Genomic DNA, 19,241 nt, shown 5'->3' on the forward strand with positions numbered 1-19,241 from the left:
GCAGTACCCGACGACATGGAGACCGGCGCGATGCTCCATTACCACCGCTCTCCGACTCCTTCCTCCCGCTGTGACGCGGCCGCCCATGAACGACTCGGCCCCCAGTGCCGTACACGACAAGGTGAACACAGTGACCACTCCCCAGGCTCTCGCCTACGACGAACGCCTCACGGCCCCCCGGGCCTGGCGGTTCATCGCCGCCCTCTTCGGCATCTCCATGGCCCTGGTCTTCCTGCCCTTCGGGCTGACCGCCGCCGTCATCGCGCTGATGGCGGGCAGTTGCCTGGCCGGCTGCTGGGTCAGCGCCCAGGGCTCCACACGCATCAGGGTTACGGCCGACGCGCTGGTCGTCGACGACGCCCGCATCCCCCTGAACGCGCTCGGCGAGCCTGAGGTGCTCCATGACGAGGAGGCCAGGGCCTGGCGGACGCACAAGGCGGATCTGCGGGCGTTCATGGCCATGCGCAGCTACCTCCCCTCAGCCGTGCGCGTCGAGGTGCTCGACCCGGACGACCCCACGCCCTACGTCTATCTCTCCTCCCGTACGCCCGAGCGGCTCGCGCAGGCGCTTGGCGCCGAGGGCTGACCAACTGGGCAGCGGACCGGGGCGAATGCCGGTGGCCCGGGGTTCGATCCGTATCGGGTGCCGCCCCCGCCCCCAGCCGGAGTCCGGCGGTGCCCCTGGCCCGTCCACTGACCGCGCGGTGCAGACACGGCACCCCCAGGGAGCCCACCGGCGCAAGCGGCGCCGCGCTTACGGGCCGCCCGCTTACGGGCCGCCCGCTTACGGACGGGCGCGCGAGGCGGGTGCCGCCGCCTCGTCGCGACAGGTGCGGTGACGCCGGTCGCGACCCGGGGCAGGCGATGACCGCAGAGTGCATCCGCGCACTCTGATCCCCGCGAACCAGCCATAGAGATGTTCTGAGCGATATGCACGTACCCATTGGCGGTATCAGCGGATGGACGATGTGGCTCGTATGGACGATGTCGCTGTGGACGCACGACGAATCCGGCGGGATGCCCTGCGCCTCCTCGTCCCCGGCGGAGCAACCGCCCACGCCGACGGCGACGTCATGCCGCCGCGGGCTGCTCAAGGGCGCATGGTGCTCCTGCCTCGCGATCCCGCTCATCCGGTGCCGCTGCCGGGGAGGCCCGACCGGCTGCCCCTGCCCGCCGTCCAGCGGGCCGGGCGCCAGGCCGCACTGCTGCAATCGGGCAGGACGGCGGAGCGGTGGCCGGACTGTCCGCCGAGACGCGGGGGCCCGTTCCGTCGCGGGGTGCCACGATCGAGGTGAGCACCGAGGCTGCGGGTTCCCGCTTCCTCGTCACGACCGCCCGGCGTGCCGTCGGCACTGGTTCGGTGATGCTCCTGCCGCCGTGAGCGGGTGTCCGCCCAGGGAGCAGCGCCAACCGGTGAGGAGAGAGCGATGAGCGTAAGCGCGGACGGCAAGCCGGACGACGTACGGCGACAGCCGCAGGCCCTGCGCTGCCTGGTCACCGGGGCGTCCGGATACGTCGGCGGGCGGCTCGTTCCGGAGCTGCTCGACGCCGGCCACCAGGTCAGGTGTCTGGTACGCACTCCCAGCAAGCTGCGCGACCACCCCTGGGCTCCTCGGGTGGAATCCGTTCGTGGGGACGTCACGGACGCCGAGTCCGTCGGGGCCGCACTGCGCGGAGTCGATGTCGCCTACTACCTCGTGCACGCGCTGACGGCCGGACCGGGCTTCGAGGAGACCGACCGGCGTGCGGCACGGATCTTCGCGGAGCAGGCGCACGCCGCCGGGGTACGGCGGATCGTCTACCTCGGTGGGCTCACCCCCCACGGCGTTCCCGAACGCTCCCTCTCGCCCCACCTGCGGTCCCGGGCGGAGGTGGGACGGATCTTTCTCGACGCACCCGTCCCGGCCACCGTGCTGCGGGCCGCCGTGGTGATCGGATCGGGGTCGGCGTCATTCGAAATGCTGCGCTATCTGACCGAACGGCTGCCGGTCATGGTCACACCGAGCTGGGTGCACACGCGTACGCAGCCCATCGGGATCCGCGACGTACTGCGATACCTCGTGGGCGCGGCAGGCATGCCCGGCGACGTCGACCGGGCGTTCGACATCGGCGGACCGGACGTTCTCACGTACCGGGAGATGATGCGCCGCTACGCCGCCGTCGCCGGACTGCGGCGGCGGATCATCGTCCCCGTACCGATCCTCACTCCGCGGCTGTCCAGCCACTGGGTCGGCCTCGTGACCCCCGTGCCGGCCGCCATCGCCCGCCCGCTCACCGAGTCGCTGCGGCACGAGGTCATCTGCCACGAGCACGACATCGCCCGGTACGTCCCCGACCTGCCCGGACTGCCCCTGCCGTTCGACGACGCGCTGGCCCTCGCGCTGCGGCGAGTACGCGAGGCCCAGGTCGCCACCCGCTGGTCCTCCGCCGCTCTGCCGGGCGCCCCGAGCGATCCGCTGCCCACCGATCCGGACTGGGCCGGCGGCAGCCTCTACGAAGACGAACGTGGCCTCCCGGTCGACGCCTCACCCAAGGCCCTGTGGAAGGTGATCGAGGGGATCGGCGGCGACAACGGCTGGTACTCCTTCCCGCTCGCCTGGGCCGTGCGCGGCTGGCTCGACCGGTTCGTCGGCGGCGTCGGGCTGCGCCGCGGGCGGCGCGACGCCGCACGGCTGCGGGTCGGGGACTCCCTGGACTTCTGGCGCGTCGAGGAGATCGATCCCGTGCGTCTGCTGCGCCTGCGGGCCGAGATGCGGCTGCCGGGTCTCGCCTGGCTGGAGATGTACGTCGAGACGGACGACCAGGGGCGGACGCGCTACCGGCAGCGTGCCCTGTTCCATCCGCGTGGGCTGCTCGGCCACGCCTACTGGTGGTCGGTGTCCCCCTTCCACCTCGTCGTCTTCGGGGGCATGGCGCGCAACATCGCCCACGCCGCGGCAGGCGGCCCGCGAGCCCGAACGTCGCCGACGGAGCGCATCCGGCGCGCGGTCGGGCGGCGAAGAACTCGGCAGTGACCTGCACCCTCTCGCACCACCGCACCCTGGAGTGACGACATGACCGTCGCGGTCGTCCTGTTCACCGCTGACCTGCGTCTGCACGACCATCCGCCGCTGCACGCCGCGTCGCGCGCGGCGGACGAGGTGGTCCCCCTGTTCGTACACGATCCGGGTGTGCACGCGGCCGGGTTCGACGCGCCCAACCGCCGGGCGTTCCTGGCCGACTGCCTGACCGACCTCGACGACCGGCTGCAGCGCCGGGGCGGCCGACTGGTCGTGCGGACCGGTCCGGTCGCCCGCGAGGTCTGTGCCGTCGCCTCGGAATGCGGGGCGACAGAGGTGCACATGGCCGCGGATGTCAGCTCGTACGCGCAGCGGCGGGAGCGGCGGCTGCACGCGGAACTGGGCGCGATGGGAGTGACCCTGCATGTGCACGACTCCGTGACGACCGCCGTCGCCCCCGGGGCCGTGACGCCGTCCGGGACCGCTCACGACCACTACGCCGTGTTCACCCCCTACTTCCGCGTCTGGTCGCAGGTGTCGCTGCGGGAGCCGTTGGCTCCCCCGCGCGCGGTGCGTGTCCCGGACGCGGTGCGGGGCGAATCGCCGTCGTCGGCCACGGACGTCGACGGCACCTCACCGGGACTCGCGAAGGGCGGAGAGACGGCCGGCCGGACACGGTGCTCGCGGTGGTGGTCGGGCGGTGACCTGTCCCGGTACGAGGAGCGGCACGACGACCTGGCGGGCGACGCCACTTCCCGGCTTTCGCCCTTCCTCCACTTCGGGGCGCTCTCGCCGGTCGAACTCGTCGGGCGGGCCCGCGCGCACGGGGGCGCCGGAGCGGAGGCGTTCGTGCGGCAGATGTGCTGGCGCGACTTCCACCGCCAGGTGCTCGCGTCGCGGCCGGACACGTCCGTCGTGGACTACCGCACCCGGAACGACCGTTGGCGCGGCGAGAAGGACGCGGCCGACGACATCGCGGCATGGCGGGAAGGCCGTACCGGCTACCCGGTCGTGGACGCCGGAATGCGCCAGCTGCGCCACGAGGGCTGGATGCACAACCGCGCCCGGCTGCTGGTGGCGAGCTTCCTGACCAAGACCCTGTACGTGGACTGGCGGATCGGCGCCCGGTACTTCCTGGAGCTGCTCGTCGACGGTGACGTCGCCAACAACCAGCTCAACTGGCAGTGGGTCGCGGGCACCGGCACGGACACGCGCCCGCATCGCGTGCTCAACCCGGTGATCCAGGGCAGACGCTTCGACCCCCGGGGGACCTTCGTCCGCAGGTGGGTGCCCGAGTTGGGCGACGTCGAGGACCGTCTGGTCCACGAGCCCTGGCGCCTCCCACGAGAGGCGCGGGCCGGAATCGAGTACCCGCAACCGCTGCTTGACCTCGCCGACGGGCTTGCCCGGTTCAAAGACGCCCGCGGCCGCGGCTGAGCTTGCCGCGGACAAGTGTTGCCGCGGCGCCGGACACGGCGCCGCGGCTCAGATGTCACATCTCCGGCATCAGGTCTTCGGCATCAGGACGGTGTCGATGACGTGCACGGTGGCGTTCTTGGTGGCTACGTCTCCGCAGACCACGGAGGCACTGTCGTTCACCTTGTACGCGTCTCCGGAACCGGCTGTGGTGAGCTCGCCGCCCTCCAGGGTCTTGTACGTGCCGTCGGCGAGCTGCTCCTTGCCGACCTTCTCCCCCACCACGTGGTAGGTCAGCACCTTCGTCAGCTGCTCCTTGTCTGCCAGCAGTTTGTCGAGGTCCGCCTTCGGGACCTTGGCGAACGCGTCGTTGGTCGGCGCGAACACCGTGACGTTCTCGGCGTTGTTCAGCGTGTCGACGAGCCCGGCCTTCTGGACGGCGCCGGTGAGGGTCGACAGCTCAGGGTTGTTCGATGCCGCTGTCGCGACCGGATCGTCGGCCATGCCTTCCGAGCTGCCCGCACCCGAGGCGGGGAGCGATGAGCAGGCCGGGCCGAACGGTTCTGCGGGCTGCGCGGCGAGGGCCGCCGGTGCGGTGAGGCCGAGGGCCACGGGCAGAGCAAGCGCGCTCGCGCAGGCAGCACAGCGACGGAGAGCTGAGGTTTTCATGGCTCGTTCCTCCTGGATCGGGAGCGCGGGGGCCTTGGGGCGGATCCCAGCAGCCGCCCATGAAGGTCGTCTGGACTGAGATCCGGGACCGGACCCCGTCGCCCTTCTGCCACATCTCTGTTTCTGCCGGGGGATCTGGTTCGGATGCGGGTGGAGTGGAACTGGTGCGCCATGAGGCGGAAGTGGGCCGCGGGTTCAGCGCCCCGGGTTCTGCGACCGGTGCTCCCCTGCTGATCCCCTGCCGGTCATCACGCGCTCTGCTCCATGCGACGCCGCAGGGTGCGCAGGCCCCGGCGTGCATGACTCTTCACCGTGCCGAGCGGGAGACCTGTGTACGCGGCGATCTGGGACTGCGGGAGATCCGAGTAGAAGGCCAGCCGCAGGACGTTCTGCTGCGCCGGCGGAAGCTGGTTCAACTCGTACTGGATCACGACGTGGTCCACGGCCCGCTGAGCCAGGTGCTCGTCCGGCGGGCGGTGATCGGCGTCGAGGGCCGTTTCCACTGCGGCGGCGATTCGGGCACGGCGGGCACGCGCCGCGAGGGCGTCCGCGACCTTGTGCCGGGTGATGCCGACCAGCCATGATCCGGCCGCGCCACGCTCGGGGCGGAAGCCGCGACGGTTGCGCCAGGCGGCGATGAAGACCTGCTGAGTGACGTCCTCTGCATCGCAGCAGTCGCCGAGCGCGCGGCGCGCTACAGCATGGACGAGCGCGGCCCAACGCTCGTACAGCTGCCTGAATCCCTCGTCGTCACCCCGCAGAAACGCGTCGGCGATCAACTCATCGCCCCGGAGTCCTTCACCGTCGGCTGGTTCCGTGGAGCCGGCGGACCGGCCACCGTCCGCCTCCCTGTCAGGCCCGTGGCGCACCGTCTGTGACGTGGTCATCTTGAACACTCCTCGGACACCTGAACCGGGCCCGGCACACCCGCCGGGTGACGCCCCGTCGCGCCTGCGGCCAGCGTGATCGAGAGTGAAAACGGCGCACAAGATGAATCGTTTGTGAGTCGTTTTGCGTAGAGTGCAACCACGGCGTCGCCGTCCGCCGAAGAGTGGTGCAGCGAGGGTGCCGTTCGGCGCGAGCGTGCATCCGAAGAGCAGCCCCAGCGGGAAGAGCCGACGTCCTTCCCGGGAAGGGGTCGCGGAACTCGGACACGGTGGCAAGAAGGAGCGGCGTATGAGGAGCAAGCGGGGTCACCATGACGTGATCGTTGTCGCGGGATCGCTGTGACACGTCATCCGGAGACGCCCCGGTCCGCGACGCGGTCAACGGAGCAGACAGGTGGGGGCGAGGCCTCCCTGACCACCGGGGCGCTCGCCCGCAGGCTCGGTGTCGCGCCGACGACGCTGCGCACCTGGGAGCGCCGTTACGGCATCGGCCCCGGCCACCGTGCCCACGGCCGTCACCGTCGCTGGTCCCCCGAAGACGTGGCCAGGCTGGAGCACATGTGCCATCTGACCGCGCAGGGCATCACGCCCTCGGAAGCGGCCCGACTGGCCTTGTCGGCCACGGGCCGGTCGACGGATCGCCCGACGACCTGCGAGCCGCCGCGCAACCCCGGTGGCTTCCGCGACCTGCCGCTGGGCCAGGTCTGGCCGGAGAGCCGAGGTCTGGCACGCGCTGCCGTCCGGCTCGACGCGTCGGCGGTACAAGCACAGCTCCGGTCGGTGGTGGACACGTACGGCGTCGTCGTGGCCTGGGAACAGATCATCGCCCCGACCTTGCACGCCGTCGGCCGCAAATGGGCCACCTCCGACGAGTCCTACGTGGAGGTGGAGCACCTGCTTTCCTGGCATGTCTCCAGCACCCTTCGCGCGGCGGTCACCGCACCGGCGGGCGAATCGCCCCCCGTAGTGCTGGCCTGTATGCCGACGGAGCAGCACAGTCTTCCGATCGAAGCCCTGTGGGCGGCGCTGGTCGAGCGGGGACTGCCCACCCGCATGTTCGGAGCCGCCGTACCGAAGGAAGCACTGGAATCGGCTGTCCGGCGCATCGGCCCCTGCGCCGTCGTCCTGTGGTCCCAGTCCCGGCACACCGCCGATCTCGCCGTTGTCCGCGCCCTTCTCACCCTGGAATGGGGGGTGCGCGGCGCCCGGAGCCACCCGCTGGCCATGCTCGCGGGACCAGGATGGGCCGGCACGCCGTCCGAGCCGGGAGCGAGCCGTCTCACGGGACTGGCGTCCGGCCTGGCCGTACTGGAATCCCTGTTCCGCCCCATCACGGAACCACCCACCGCACCTGGGCCGGGCGCTGCCCGCCGCACCTGAGCCTCACCACACCACTCCCGTCTCGCCTGCCACCAAGCCGCTCCGCCCCTCGGCCACGAATCACCTTCAGAGCGCGTCCAGTTCCGCCGGACGGGCTGAAGGGACGGTATGAGAGATCAGCGAAGGCGCACCGCGGTGGTGGGCTCCGGTGTTGCGGGCCTCACGGCCGCGTACATCCTGCGGTCCGCGCACCGCGTCGTCCTCTACGAAGCCGACGACCGGCTCGGGGGGCATGCCCACACCCATGACGTGGCGGCGCCGGACGGTCGGATACGCGGGGTGGACTCGGGTTTCATCGTGCACAACGACCGTACCTATCCCCACCTGCTGCGTCTGTTCCACGAGCTGGGAGTCGCCACACGTCCGACGGAGATGAGCATGTCCGTGCGCTGCGAAGGCTGCGGACTGGAGTACGCGGGCGCACGCGGGCCGCGCGGGCTGTTCGCCCGGCCCCGCAACGCTCTGCGCCGCCCCTACCTGAGGATGCTCCGCGACGTTCCCCGCTTTCATCGCCGGGCGTCGGAGTATCTGGCGCAGGGATCCGAGTATCTGGCGCAGGAAGCGGGCGCCGGGGAAGTCGGCATCACTCTCGGCGAGTTCCTCGCCCAGCACCGATTCCCCACCTACTTCGTGCGGCACTTCGCGGTTCCCCTCGTGTCGGCCGTGTGGTCCTGCCCTCCGGGCACCGCCCTGCGCTACCCGGCCCGCCATCTCTTCCGGTTCCTCGACCACCACGGCATGCTCTCGGTGAGCGGATCTCCCAACTGGCGTACTGTGGACGGTGGTTCACGGGAGTACGTGACACGGATCGGCAAGGAACTCCAGGACGTCCGCACTTCCACACCCGTGCGGTCCGTACGCCGGGACGGCGCCGGAGTGTGCGTCACCACCGAGGACGGGACGGCCGACGCCTTCGACTCCGTGGTGATCGCCGTCCACGCCGACCAGGCGCTGCGGCTGCTCGCCGATCCGTCCGGCGCGGAACGTGAGGTCCTCGGCGCTTTCCGCTACTCCCCCAACCCCGCGGTGCTGCACACCGACACCGCCGTGCTGCCACGCAGCCCCGGTGCACGCGCCTCCTGGAACTGTCTTCTCCCGTCATGCCGTGTCACCACGGACCACGTGCGGGTCAGTTACGACATGAACCGGCTCCAGGGACTCGACTCCTCCGAGACGTACGTGGTGACTCTCGGCGGGGAAGACCGGATCCGGCCGGACCGGGTGCTGGCACGGATGGCGTACGAGCATCCCGTCTACACGGCGGAGTCGGTCGGGGCACAGGAGCGGCTCGCCTCACTGAGCGGGCCCGTCACGGCGTTCGCGGGCGCCTACCAGGGCTGGGGCTTCCACGAGGACGGCTGCCGTTCGGGGGTCGACGCGGCCCGGACCCTGGGGGTGCGCTGGTGAACACCGAGCATGCCGACGTCGCCGTACCCGCGCTCTATCAGAGCGTCGTGACCCATGTCCGTACGCATCCGCTCCACTCCGGACTCACACACCGCACCTACCTGTGGCTGATCGACGTCGATCGGCCTCCCAGGCTGCCGTTCGCGCTACGGCCCTTGGCCCGCTTCGAGGGCCGCGACCACTTCGGCGGCCGGACCACCGACATCAGGTCGGGGCTCGAGCACTTCCTCTCCCGGCGCGGAGTCGCCCTGGACGGCGGACGCGTCCTGATGCTCGCCCATGCCCGAGTGCTGGGGTACGTCTTCAATCCGCTCTCCGTGTTCTGGTGCCACGGACCTGACGGCGAACTGCGCTGCGTCGTCGCCGAGGTGCACAACACCTACGGCGAACGGCACTGCTATCTGCTGCGCCCTGACGCCGTCCGGGGCGCGGAGGTGCCGAAGGAGTTGTACGTGTCCCCCTTCTTCTCCGTCGAGGGTGACTACCGCATGCGGCTGCCCCTGCCCGCTGAACATCTCGGCCTCACCGTCCGCCTGGACCAGGGCGGCATCCGCAAGTTCACGGCGACGGTGCACGGCGAGCGCAGGGCGGCGACCGCCGCAGCACTGCTGCGAGCGGTGGCCCGCCGTCCCTGGTCCACGGTCGCCGTGTCGGCCGCGATCCGGCGGCACGGCATCGTGCTGTGGCTGCGCGGCCTGCCGGTGCACATACGCCCACGTCGTCTCCCCCAGGAGGGCTTGAAGTGAGTACGTCCGCTCCCGACGCGCCCGGTGTGTCCGGCGCGCCCGACACGTCTCTCGCCGCCGGCCCCGCGAGAACCGCCGACACCGGCCGGTGGCCCGATGTCGCGGCGGTTCCCGCCTGCTCCGCCGCCCGGACAGCGGTCGCCCGCCGTGTGGTGCGGCACGCTCTGAACGGTCTGCCGCTGCGGGTGTCGCTGGGCGCCGGTGAACAGCTGGGCGAAGGCGGGCCGTTGCTGGAGGTCCGCGACCCCGACACCTTTCTGCGCCGTATCGCGACCAACGGACTCATCGGATTCGGCGAGTCGTACATGGCGTACGAATGGGACGCCGACGACCTGGTCGGGGCGCTCACCGTGCTCGCCGGCCACGCCGCCACGCTGGTGCCATCCCCGCTCCAGCGGCTGCGCGCGCTGTGGGCCCCCAGGCAGCCGGGAGCGCTGAGAAACACGCCCAGTGGAGCGCGGACCAACATCCAGCACCACTACGACCTGTCGAACGAGCTGTTCGCGCTCTTCCTCGACCCCTCCCTCAGCTATTCCTCCGCGCTCTTCGACCGGACACCCGCCACTTGGGCCGATCTGACGCCGGGCCAGTACCGCAAGATCGACCGGGTCCTCGACCTGTGCGGTGTGGGTCCGGGCACCCGGCTCCTGGAGATCGGTACCGGCTGGGGCACTCTGGCGATCCGTGCGGCGGACCGGGGCGCGAGCGTCCACTCCGTCACGCTCTCCGCCGAACAGTGCGATCTGGCACGCCGCCGCGTACGTGCGGGGGGCCACGAAGGCCGCGTCCGCGTCGATCTGTGCGACTACCGCCAGGTGCGGGGCAGTTACGACGCGATCGCGAGCGTCGAGATGATCGAGGCGGTCGGGCCGGAGTACTGGCCCACCTTCTTCCGGGCCCTGGACACGCTGCTGGCGCCGGGCGGCCGGGTCGCCCTGCAGGCGATCACCATGCCGCACGACCGGATGCTGGCCAGCCGCTCCACGTACACCTGGGTGCAGAAGTACATCTTCCCGGGCGGCATGCTCCCCTCCGTGCGCGCCATCGAGGAGAACGTGCGCTCACACACCCGGCTCCGGGTCACCGCTTGCGACGGGTTCGGCGAGCACTACGCGCAGACGTTGCGGCTGTGGCGCGAGCGGTTCGCGCAACAGGCCGACGCCGTCGAAGGCCTTGGGTTCGACGACACGTTCCGGCGCATGTGGACCTTCTACCTCGCCTACTCGGAGGCAGGCTTCCGCTCGCGCTACCTCGATGTGCACCAGATCCAGCTGACCGACCAGGGAGAGCCCTCATGATCTCGACGGCCGAGCGTCTGAACGGACTACTCGTCGACGTCCTCGGCGGGCCGGTTCCCCTGCGGCTGCGAGCCTGGGACGGCAGTGAGCACGGACCGGCGGACGGCCCGGTCGTGGTGCTCCGCTCACGTCGTGCGCTGCGCAGGCTGCTGTGGCAGCCGGGCGAACTCGGCCTCGCCGAGGCCTACATCACCGGTGACGTGGACATCGAAGGCGATCTCGGCGACGGACTGCGGACGATGTGGGCGGCAGCCCGCGAGCAGCGCCGCTCCCCCGCCGGACCAGGGGTGGCACAACTTGCCTCCGCCGCCGCGACCGCGCTCAGGCTCGGTGCCGTCGGCCCGCCCCCGAAGGGACCCGCGGGCCGCGCACGCCTGCGCGGGCCACTGCACGGCACCGCCCGGGATCGCGCCGCCATCAGCCACCACTACGACGTCTCGTACCACTTCTACCGACTGCTGCTCGACCCTTCCATGGCGTACTCCTGCGCCTTCTGGGAGAGCGAGGAGCCGGGATACGGCCTCGCGGACGCCCAGCGGGCCAAACTGGAGCTGATCTGCCGGAAACTGGGGCTTCAGCCCGGCTCCCGGCTGCTCGACGTCGGCTGCGGCTGGGGCTCCCTCGCGTTGTACGCGGCGCAGCGGCACAAGGCGCAGGTGACCGCCGTGACGCTGTCCAGCGAGCAACGGGACTTCGTCCAGGCGCGGGTGCTCGAGCGGGGCCTCGGCAACCGGGTCGACGTTCAGCTGCGCCACTACCGTGCCATCCAGCGGGACCATTACGACGCCATCGGCGTGATCGAGATGGGCGAGCACGTCGGCGAAGCCGAGTACCCGGAGTTCGCGGCCCAGCTGCACGGTCTCCTTCGGCCGCAGGGGCGCCTCATGGTCCAGCAGATGTCACGCGGGGCATCGGCGCCGGGCGGCGGTGCGTTCATCGAGTCGTACATCGCGCCGGACATGCACATGCGACCGCTCGGCGAGACCATCGGTCTGCTGGAGCGGGCGGGTCTGGAGGTGCGCTCGGCAGAATCGCTGCGCGAGCACTATGTGCGTACCGTCACCGCCTGGCGCGACACGCTGGAGAAGCGCTGGCAGGAATGCGTGTCACTGATGGGTGTGGAGACCGCCAGGATGTGGCGGCTGTACCTGGTGGGCGGATCGCTCGCCTTTGAGCAGCGCCGGATGGGCGTCGACCAGATTCTCGCCGTGCGCACCGATGAGCTGGGATGCTCGGGGCTCTCCGGCACACCGACGGACTGGTGCCTCCGCGGGAACCGATCATGAACAGTGTCGACTGGGGTGCGTTCGGCCTCAATCTCCTCGTCGCCGCACTCGCCGCACTGGGCGTGCTGCTGTCCACCTTCGTGGTCGCGCTGCGACGCGGGCTGCACCGCATCGTCGACGTCGCCTGGGGAATCGGTTTCGCCGCCGTCGCCGTCACCACGTACGTCCTCTCCTCGGGGTACGGCGACGACGGCAGACGCCTGCTGGTGTCCGTGCTGACGGTGGTGTGGGGGCTGCGGCTCGCGGCGCACATCGCCTGGCGCGGCCGGGGCCACGGCGAGGACGCTCGTTACGAACGGCTGCTGGCCAAGGCTCCAGGCAGCCGGAACGCCTACGCCCTGCGCATGGTCTATCTGCTGCAGGGAGCACTGGTGTGGCTGGTGTCGCTGCCCGTGCAGGGCGCCTCCTACATCACCGGACCGATGGGTGTACTCGCGGCCTTCGGCGGTTGTCTGTGGCTGTTCGGCCTGGTCTTCGAGTCCGTCGGGGACCTTCAGCTCGCCCGGTTCAAGGCCGACCCGGCCCACCAGGGTCTGGTCATGGACCGCGGCCTGTGGTCGTGGACCCGGCACCCCAACTACTTCGGTGACTTCTGCGTCTGGTGGGGGCTCTTCCTCATCGCGTGCGAGGCGCCCGCGGTCGCGGCGGCCACTGCCGTCGGACCTCTGGTGATGACCTGTCTGCTGACCCTGGGCAGCGGCAAGGCGCTGCTCGAACGACACATGGCCGACCGGCCCGGCTATGCCGCCTACCGCCGCCGCACCAGCGGATTCCTGCCCAGACCGCCACGGGGCAGCGCCTGAAGACCGCGGACCAATCCGAATCTCCGGCCGACTACGAATCATGAGTGACCGGTCGTGAGAGTGTCAGCGAGGTGAAGCGGTGGGCGCTCGCCGCCTGCCTCGCCGCCGCGACGCCCTTCGGCGGTACGGCCGTCCGGCAGCACCAGCAGGCCGACGACGCGCGCGACCGGGCCCGCCGGGAGCAGCGGCGGTCCGCTGATCTCGCGGCGGTTCTCGCGGCGGTTCTCGCGGCGGTTGTCGCGGCGGTTCTCGGCCCCGGACGCCAGGGCGGCCACCGGCAGGCTCTCCGGAGGCGGCAGCGGCACGGTCGTGGTGTCCGACAGCGGCAACCGGGCCGCGTTCCTCGCCACGGACGCGCTGCTGAAGTTCCCCGCCCGACTCCGCCTACTCGCCGGGTCACGCCACCGCCGAAACAGGCCCACGGTCAATAGACCACCGTGCACCAGCGGTTGAAGTACGATCCCGCGTCCTCGGCGGGGCAGCCGTAGTCCGGCCTGTCAGCCCTCTTGAGACGCACATCCTCGGGGACGGGCAACGGGTCGGGGAGTGCACCGCCGACAACAACCCGCCCACATGCACCGTTCAAGCTGTTGATCACATCATCCGGCGACATGCCGTACTCAACGAGGCGGCACCCGGAAGGAAACCCCTTCGCCTTCCAGCGCATCGCCGCGACCGAGTCTTCGCCGGGGCCGGGGCCAGTGTTGTGACCATCCCAGCAATCCATCGTTTGGATGAACGAAGCACCCTCCTTCCTCCCTCTTGGGAAGCGCACCCTCATGTCCACTGATCATCACCAGAAATCCAGGGCCTCTGACCATTCGGTCACTGTCGGGCAAGCCGAGGCAGCGATCGTCGAGCAGTACACCCGCCTCGTGGCACTCGCCTATCTGACGCTGCCTCCCGAGTGGAGTCGGCACCGTCGTGTAGTCGTCGCGCACAGGGTCGTACAGCGGTCCCTGCCAGGACTGCGTTCGGGCACAGCCACACGACGTGTACCGCGGCAGCGCTCCGGGGTTCTCGATGACCCCGGATCACAGTGGGTGCGCAGCCAGGTCCTGAAGGCATCCCTCAGCTGTGGCCGGCGCCCCCGCGCCTGGCCTCGGCGGCTGCCTCCCCCGTGTCTCCTTCGGCCGCACCTGCCCATCGTGTGGGGACTGCGGCTGTTTCCGCGGGCAGGCGACGCCGAGGAAGAGGCCCTGGGCCATGCCCTGTCAGGAGTCCCGGCCCGCGTCCGAGCCGCCTTTGTGTTGCAGCGCCTGGACGGGCTTTCCGCGGCCGCGGCATGCGCGGTGCTCGCAGGCGCCGGTGTCGGCGAACCGGACGCCGCCTTGCGCGCCGCCGACCGCATCGGCCGTAGCGCCGGTCCTGCGGTCGCGATGCCGTCGCACAGCCGGGAGTTCGACGCCTGCTCGGTGCAGGCCCGTCCGACGGACCTACTGCGTCGCAGAACCCGATGCCGACTCACCGTGCTCACGATCGCGATGGCCGTCCTGACCAGTGGATTGGTCACCGCAGTCGAGACGCGACACGATCAGCCGTCGCCCTCTGCGCCCACGGCATCGACGAGCAAGGCCTCCGCCGACCAGCTGATCCGCGTTTCGAGCGAGGCCTGGGCCGACACGTCCCGCGTCGACTTCACGGCATGGCCCGCCCGCGGCACACGTACCGACGACGCCGCACTGCTCACCACCGCGCTCGCCTCCTGGGCTCAGCCGGCGCCCGGCACGCGCGTCAATGTCTCGCCGAACACGCGCGCCGCCCCGCCCGGCGGTCACCCTCAACTGCTGTTCGCGGGCGATGTCGATGGCCGCGTGGTCGTCGTGTTCCACGAAGGGCAGCGACTCATCCGCTACACCGAGTCGGTCTCCGGCGCACACCGCCCCACACTGGACATCGCGCGTGTCGACAACGCCGACGTCACCACTTCCGCGGCCGTAGTCGTCAGCCGCAGCAGCGGACGGGTGCGATTTCTGACGGCGCCCTGGATCGTCGAGGTGCGGCAACTGGACCTGGCGCGCTCGGATTCTCCAGGCAGGGCCCTGAAGGTCTCGGACGACAGCATCACGGCCCCGGTTCGTGACGTAGCCTCCGGTACGGATTCCTGTGACCAGCGGCCCGCGCTTCAACTGCGCTCTTCCACAAAGATCGTGGAGAAGCACGCTTTTGTTGTCGCAGACCTGGGCGGCCTGACACCCGCACACCTCAGCTACACCCCCCTGCCGGGCGACGGCGCACCATCACGGCAACCACGAGAGGCGACCAGCGAGGCGGCGGCGGCCAGCTGGTCCCGAGTCGCCTGCAGTCTCCGGGATCTGCGAAGCCCGGCCGTCAGCTCGCTCAACGTCTGGGACTTCGCCGAACAGGAGCTGCCGGAGAACGGCGGCCGCGCCGTGTGGTCATGCACCCGCGCCTCCACATGGCGCGGACCGGGACACATCCTGGTGCACTGGGCACCGGCATCACCGGACTCGAAGCGTGCCAAAGTGGTGGCACGAGCCCAGTCCACTGCGGCGTGCAGCCGCTTTGGCCAGCACGTTGTCGCAAGCACGCGCTGGCGTGCCGACAACGGCCACTCCTACCTGCTCGCGGCCGGCAGCAGGAACGTCACGTCGATCTCGGTCACCGGAGACATCACGACGACGCGAGGCCGGACGTTGGCCGTACGTGCCAAGACAGCGGACAAGGTGACCGTGCGAGCCCGGCTGGCGGACGGCTCGGCGTTGACGGAAGCAGGCAACAACTGAGCCTCGCCGACGCAGTCGAGGCTCCGCCACCGCGACTGGCAGAAACGGGTCCCGCCGCGATCGAGGCGGGCGGTCCGCCGAGCGGAGAGCTCACGGGCCGAGGAGAACCTGCGGTGGCCCGTCATGTGTCGGCGCCGCGCGAAAAGTGGACCGCCGCCCTGCGGGCAGCCGCGGCAGCGGCCACGTGGTCGGAATCGGTGAGCGTGCCCCCGCCCCCGCTCCCACCTGGGAGCACGCGGAAACCAGTGAGGGGCCGCTCGAAGAACGGCCCCTCACTTGCGACTTTCGAATGTTCGAAAAGTCGGGACGACAGGATTCGAACCTGCGACCCCTTGACCCCCAGCGGTGGGGGCGCTCCCCCATTAGCCCTTCGAGGCTTCAGTGCGACGTTGAGAGTTGCTCGTGGCGACCGCACCGCAGTTCACGGAACTACACACTCGGGGCTCACAGTTCGGCACTCCTGACGGAAATTTCCAGCTACTGATCTCGATACGCGCCTCTAGCGGACCGTCACCTATCGCCCCAGTCCGAGACACCCTGAAGGGTTAGCCGATCTCACGCCTGCTGCACGCCGTTGCGCACTGTCAGGCGCCGATTCCGGAGGCTGTCAGCAGTACAGCGTCTTTACCCCCAAGAGGCTTTCCTCTGAACCCCTCGACCTCTGCCTCAAATACCAGTGGCAGAAGCCCAACCGACGCAGGATGGACTTCCTCGATATGACGCGTTCAGCCGGATCCAACTCCTACGGTGGAGTCGGCACAGTGCCGTCCAGCGACGCGCCCGGCAGGCAGCACGTTCCCTCTTCGCCATCCGGCAAAGCGGAGACCGCGCCAACGCCCGAGCGCGCAGGTAGGGGCTTCGGCGTAGTCGCGCGACGCCCGGTTGGTGTTGGTCCGCCGGATCAGCGACGGGGCCCGAAAAGACCGTGCCTGCCGACGCGGCATCGCTGATCCCGCCTGCCCTTGACCAGCTCCGCGAGCACCCCGAGGGCGTTTCCGAGGAGGGGCCGAGATACCGGACCCATGTGATCCACGCGGGGCCCAGGCGGATCCTGCCCGCCGGCAGTCGGCTGATGGCCCGCCTTGATGGCGACGCTCTGGACCGAGCGGTCGGTGACAGGGCCGTCCCGGCTGCGTGGTGGTGGGCCAGGGCAGTCGCCGAGTCCACGCCGACCAGGCCCATATCGGTCTGGCTGCGGGCGGCCTCGGCGATCACCGCCTCCATCAGGTGCTGGAAGACACCCCGCCTCGCCCGTGCTCGTCCGTGAGGTCGCCTCGTGCCATGGCTGATGACTGATGGCGGATGACCTATTAAGACCAAGCCCCTGTGTGATGGCGATCTGCCGAACTCATGATTCGGACTCCAGACAGGACCTAGTGCAGGCCGTCGATGCAGTAGCCGCTGCGGTAGCAGGTCTGTCCTGCGAGGTAATTCTGGTCGCCGTCGGTCATGTAGACCCAGATGTTGTCGGACCCACCGACAACATTCGCGTCAAGGGGAGGAAAGTGCAACGGCCCGGATCTGTTGCACCAGGTGCTGGTGTTCTTGAAGTCCAGCGAGGTGCTGCCTGCGAACGCCCGCACGTAGACCCGCCGACAGTTGCTGGCCTTAAACGATCCGTTGACGTCGACCGACCGGTTGGACCAGGTGGCCGTGCCGTTGTAGTAGCTCTCCGTGTACTTGACCGAGAAGGTGCTGGCGGCGACGGTGGCGGTCGCGGGTGTCGCCGCGAAGACCATCCCGGCAATCGACGCGGCTGCGGTCACGGCCGCGCCGACTTTCCTCGTACGGCCCTTCACCTTCGAGGTGTCCTTCAATCTCACCATGCCAACCACTCCTGGGTTCTTCGGGTAATCCTCGGGTAACAGGTGCACAACCTGACCGTCGCGCGGAGGGGGTCACCTCAGATCGGGCAGTGAACCGTTGCTGCCGTTGTTCGGCAATACGACTCAACCAGACCTGGGCCTCGCGCCGGAAAGCATTCGAGCCAGTTCAAATCCATCGCGACGACTGCTACCGTCGGGGCGGTGCTCACTCTGCGTTTAGACGCCGACACAGTGTCCAGGACGCGGTTGGCCCCTTCCCCTGCGTCGGAGTCCATGGCATGGCTGAAACTCACCGCCGCGTCGAGACGGCATCCGGTGTTCGGAGATCCCGGACCACTCGCCCGCGCGTCTCTTGCCCATCCGGACGTTGCCCTGCTCGCGGACCTGTTGCCGCTAAACGGCGACACCTACACACCTGACCTGCTCACCCCTCAGCCAGGGACGGACGGGCAGCGTCGTGACCTGCTCGACGAGCAGATCGCGCAGATTGAGGCCGCAGCGCAGGACGTCCTCGAAACCCAGGTCTTCACCTACACCCGGACCCACTGGAACAGGCCGCTGCTGGCCACGACCCGCCGGATGGCGGAGTCGGGGCGGATGCAGCGACATCTCGCCAACGGTCTCGCCCGGTTCTGGCGGGATGCCCTTTCCGAGGGCTGGCCCGAACTGCGCTCGATCATCAACCAGGACATCGCCCACCGCGCGACGGACATCGCCGCCCATGGCGTCGGCCGGGCGCTCGGAGCACTTCACCCCGACATGGACTGGGCAGGCGACGCGGTCACCCTCGCCAAGTCGTGGGACGGCGAAATCGATGTCACCGGCCGGGACCTGGTCCTCGCCCCCGGCGTGCTCAACTGGCCCGACGTCATCATCCAGGTCGACACCCCCGGGCAGTTCGTCCTCTACTACCCCGCCCAGCGGATCGGAGCCGGCACGGATCGCAGGTCCGGAGGGATCGCGCAAGTGGTCGGCAGCACCCGAGCGGCCTTGCTGGCGGACCTCGAAACCGCCCGGTCCACCGCGGAACTCGCCGCCCGGACCGGATGCACCCCAGGCACCGTCTCCTACCACCTCAGCGCACTGCACCGCGCACGCCTCGTCACCAAGGTCAGAGACGGGCGCTACGTGTTGTACCAGCGGACCGCACATGCGGCGGGTCTGCTGGAAGAAGCCCGCGGCTAACATCCGCACCTGGTCGGCCTGGGGTCTGTCCGGCGGATCTGGCCGGCTCTTGTGGGCGGTGTCTTGTCTGTGCCGGTGAGCGGTGGTCTGGTGCGTGCAGCTGCAAGGCGGCGGATCGAGGCATCGCGGAGCGATGGTGATGGACGACAGCGATGGTGACTGACGACAACGCCGCAGACGTGCGTGCCAGGCCAGCGCGTCCCGGGCAAGATCCGCCGGACAGGCCCTAGGCCTACGTCGCATTCGTCCTGGACGTGTGCTCCCGGATAGTCGTCGGACGGCAGCTCGCCACACACATGCGCACCGATCTCCGGCTCGATGCCCTGGAGATGGCCTTGTGGCGGCGAGAGATGAAGAAGGGCTCGGGCCCAGGGCTTCGGCGTAGTTGTGTGTCGCGGGGTTTGTGCTCATCCCAGGCCGAGGAGCGCGAGGGAGCGACGGGGGTCGCGGGCATTGTGGCGGAGGGCGGCCGCGACATTCTTCGCTCCGGACGTTCAGAGGACTCCGATGGCGAGCTTGCGACAGATGGCCATCACGCGGGACGCGCTGCCGGTCCGCATCTGTGAGGCATCCTCGGCGAAGGTGATGTCGC

Annotated in this window: 16 protein-coding genes; 12 read left to right on the top strand and 4 right to left on the bottom strand. The window is 69.9% G+C overall.

All coding sequences use genetic code 11. The annotated features are described in order from the left end of the window. Positions 1-85: 85 nt before the first annotated feature. The 4 genes from ACIBKX_RS09005 to ACIBKX_RS09020 all read left to right on the top strand — a co-directional run bounded on the left by ACIBKX_RS09005 (position 86) and on the right by ACIBKX_RS09020 (position 4,436). The gene (locus ACIBKX_RS09005; protein ID WP_399375702.1) at positions 86-586 is read left to right on the top strand and encodes a DUF3093 domain-containing protein; all 501 of its coding nucleotides are present in this window, start codon (positions 86-88) and stop codon (positions 584-586) included. Positions 587-1,231: 645 nt separating this feature from the next. Further along, positions 1,232-1,381, top strand: coding sequence for a hypothetical protein (locus ACIBKX_RS09010; protein ID WP_363271201.1), 150 nt, complete (start codon positions 1,232-1,234; stop codon positions 1,379-1,381). Between the two features lie 46 nt (positions 1,382-1,427). Next, entirely contained in the window at positions 1,428-3,014 is a 1,587-nt protein-coding gene (locus ACIBKX_RS09015; RefSeq protein ID WP_363271202.1) for an SDR family oxidoreductase, read from the top strand. Positions 3,015-3,053: 39 nt separating this feature from the next. Continuing rightward, positions 3,054-4,436: a deoxyribodipyrimidine photo-lyase gene (locus tag ACIBKX_RS09020; protein ID WP_363271203.1), complete on the top strand. Its 1,383-nt coding sequence runs from the start codon at positions 3,054-3,056 to the stop codon at positions 4,434-4,436. A 69-nt stretch (positions 4,437-4,505) separates the two neighbouring features. Here the strand turns inward: ACIBKX_RS09020 and ACIBKX_RS09025 are convergent, their stop codons facing one another. Both ACIBKX_RS09025 and ACIBKX_RS09030 read right to left on the bottom strand, forming a co-directional pair. Then, positions 4,506-5,084 carry a fasciclin domain-containing protein gene (locus tag ACIBKX_RS09025; protein ID WP_363271204.1) on the bottom strand — a complete coding sequence of 193 codons (579 nt, stop codon included), beginning with the start codon at positions 5,082-5,084 and terminating at the stop codon, positions 4,506-4,508. Between the two features lie 248 nt (positions 5,085-5,332). After that, positions 5,333-5,971 carry a sigma-70 family RNA polymerase sigma factor gene (locus ACIBKX_RS09030; protein WP_363271205.1) on the bottom strand — a complete coding sequence of 213 codons (639 nt, stop codon included), beginning with the start codon at positions 5,969-5,971 and terminating at the stop codon, positions 5,333-5,335. A gap of 339 nt (positions 5,972-6,310) precedes the next feature. Between ACIBKX_RS09030 and ACIBKX_RS09035 the strand changes: the two genes are divergently transcribed. From ACIBKX_RS09035 to ACIBKX_RS09060, 6 genes are all read left to right on the top strand, one after another. Then, the gene (locus ACIBKX_RS09035; RefSeq protein WP_399375705.1) at positions 6,311-7,351 is read left to right on the top strand and encodes a MerR family transcriptional regulator; all 1,041 of its coding nucleotides are present in this window, start codon (positions 6,311-6,313) and stop codon (positions 7,349-7,351) included. Between the two features lie 108 nt (positions 7,352-7,459). Continuing rightward, the gene (locus ACIBKX_RS09040) at positions 7,460-8,758 is read left to right on the top strand and encodes an FAD-dependent oxidoreductase (RefSeq protein ID WP_363271206.1); all 1,299 of its coding nucleotides are present in this window, start codon (positions 7,460-7,462) and stop codon (positions 8,756-8,758) included. Further along, entirely contained in the window at positions 8,755-9,504 is a 750-nt protein-coding gene (locus tag ACIBKX_RS09045; RefSeq protein ID WP_363271207.1) for a DUF1365 domain-containing protein, read from the top strand. Before ACIBKX_RS09040 ends, ACIBKX_RS09045 begins: the two co-directional genes overlap by 4 nt. Beyond that, entirely contained in the window at positions 9,501-10,802 is a 1,302-nt protein-coding gene (locus ACIBKX_RS09050) for a class I SAM-dependent methyltransferase (protein WP_399375707.1), read from the top strand. Before ACIBKX_RS09045 ends, ACIBKX_RS09050 begins: the two co-directional genes overlap by 4 nt. Further along, complete coding sequence (locus ACIBKX_RS09055) at positions 10,799-12,088, top strand: cyclopropane-fatty-acyl-phospholipid synthase family protein (RefSeq protein ID WP_363271208.1); 1,290 nt, start codon at positions 10,799-10,801, stop codon at positions 12,086-12,088. The genes ACIBKX_RS09050 and ACIBKX_RS09055 overlap by 4 nt, the downstream gene beginning before the upstream one ends. Continuing rightward, positions 12,085-12,891, top strand: a complete 807-nt coding sequence (locus tag ACIBKX_RS09060; protein WP_363271209.1) for a DUF1295 domain-containing protein — start codon at positions 12,085-12,087, stop codon at positions 12,889-12,891. The genes ACIBKX_RS09055 and ACIBKX_RS09060 overlap by 4 nt, the downstream gene beginning before the upstream one ends. A gap of 38 nt (positions 12,892-12,929) precedes the next feature. Here the strand turns inward: ACIBKX_RS09060 and ACIBKX_RS09065 are convergent, their stop codons facing one another. Continuing rightward, a complete protein-coding gene (locus ACIBKX_RS09065) occupies positions 12,930-13,241 on the bottom strand; it encodes a hypothetical protein (protein WP_363271210.1) in 312 nt (103 codons plus the stop codon). Positions 13,242-14,039: 798 nt separating this feature from the next. On the opposite strand from ACIBKX_RS09065, the gene ACIBKX_RS09070 reads away from it, so the two are divergent. After that, positions 14,040-15,638: a hypothetical protein gene (locus ACIBKX_RS09070; RefSeq protein WP_363271211.1), complete on the top strand. Its 1,599-nt coding sequence runs from the start codon at positions 14,040-14,042 to the stop codon at positions 15,636-15,638. Positions 15,639-17,011: 1,373 nt separating this feature from the next. Here ACIBKX_RS09070 and ACIBKX_RS09075 read toward each other — a convergent pair. Continuing rightward, positions 17,012-17,464 (bottom strand): hypothetical protein, encoded by a 453-nt coding sequence (locus tag ACIBKX_RS09075; protein ID WP_363271212.1) that lies wholly within the window; start codon positions 17,462-17,464, stop codon positions 17,012-17,014. Positions 17,465-17,665: 201 nt separating this feature from the next. Here ACIBKX_RS09075 and ACIBKX_RS09080 point away from each other — a divergent pair, with 201 nt between their 5' ends. Further along, positions 17,666-18,649, top strand: coding sequence for an ArsR/SmtB family transcription factor (locus ACIBKX_RS09080; RefSeq protein WP_399375710.1), 984 nt, complete (start codon positions 17,666-17,668; stop codon positions 18,647-18,649). Positions 18,650-19,241: the final 592 nt, after the last annotated feature.

The sequence above is a fragment of the Streptomyces sp. NPDC050658 genome, from assembly GCF_044457025.1.
Classification (GTDB): domain Bacteria; phylum Actinomycetota; class Actinomycetes; order Streptomycetales; family Streptomycetaceae; genus Streptomyces.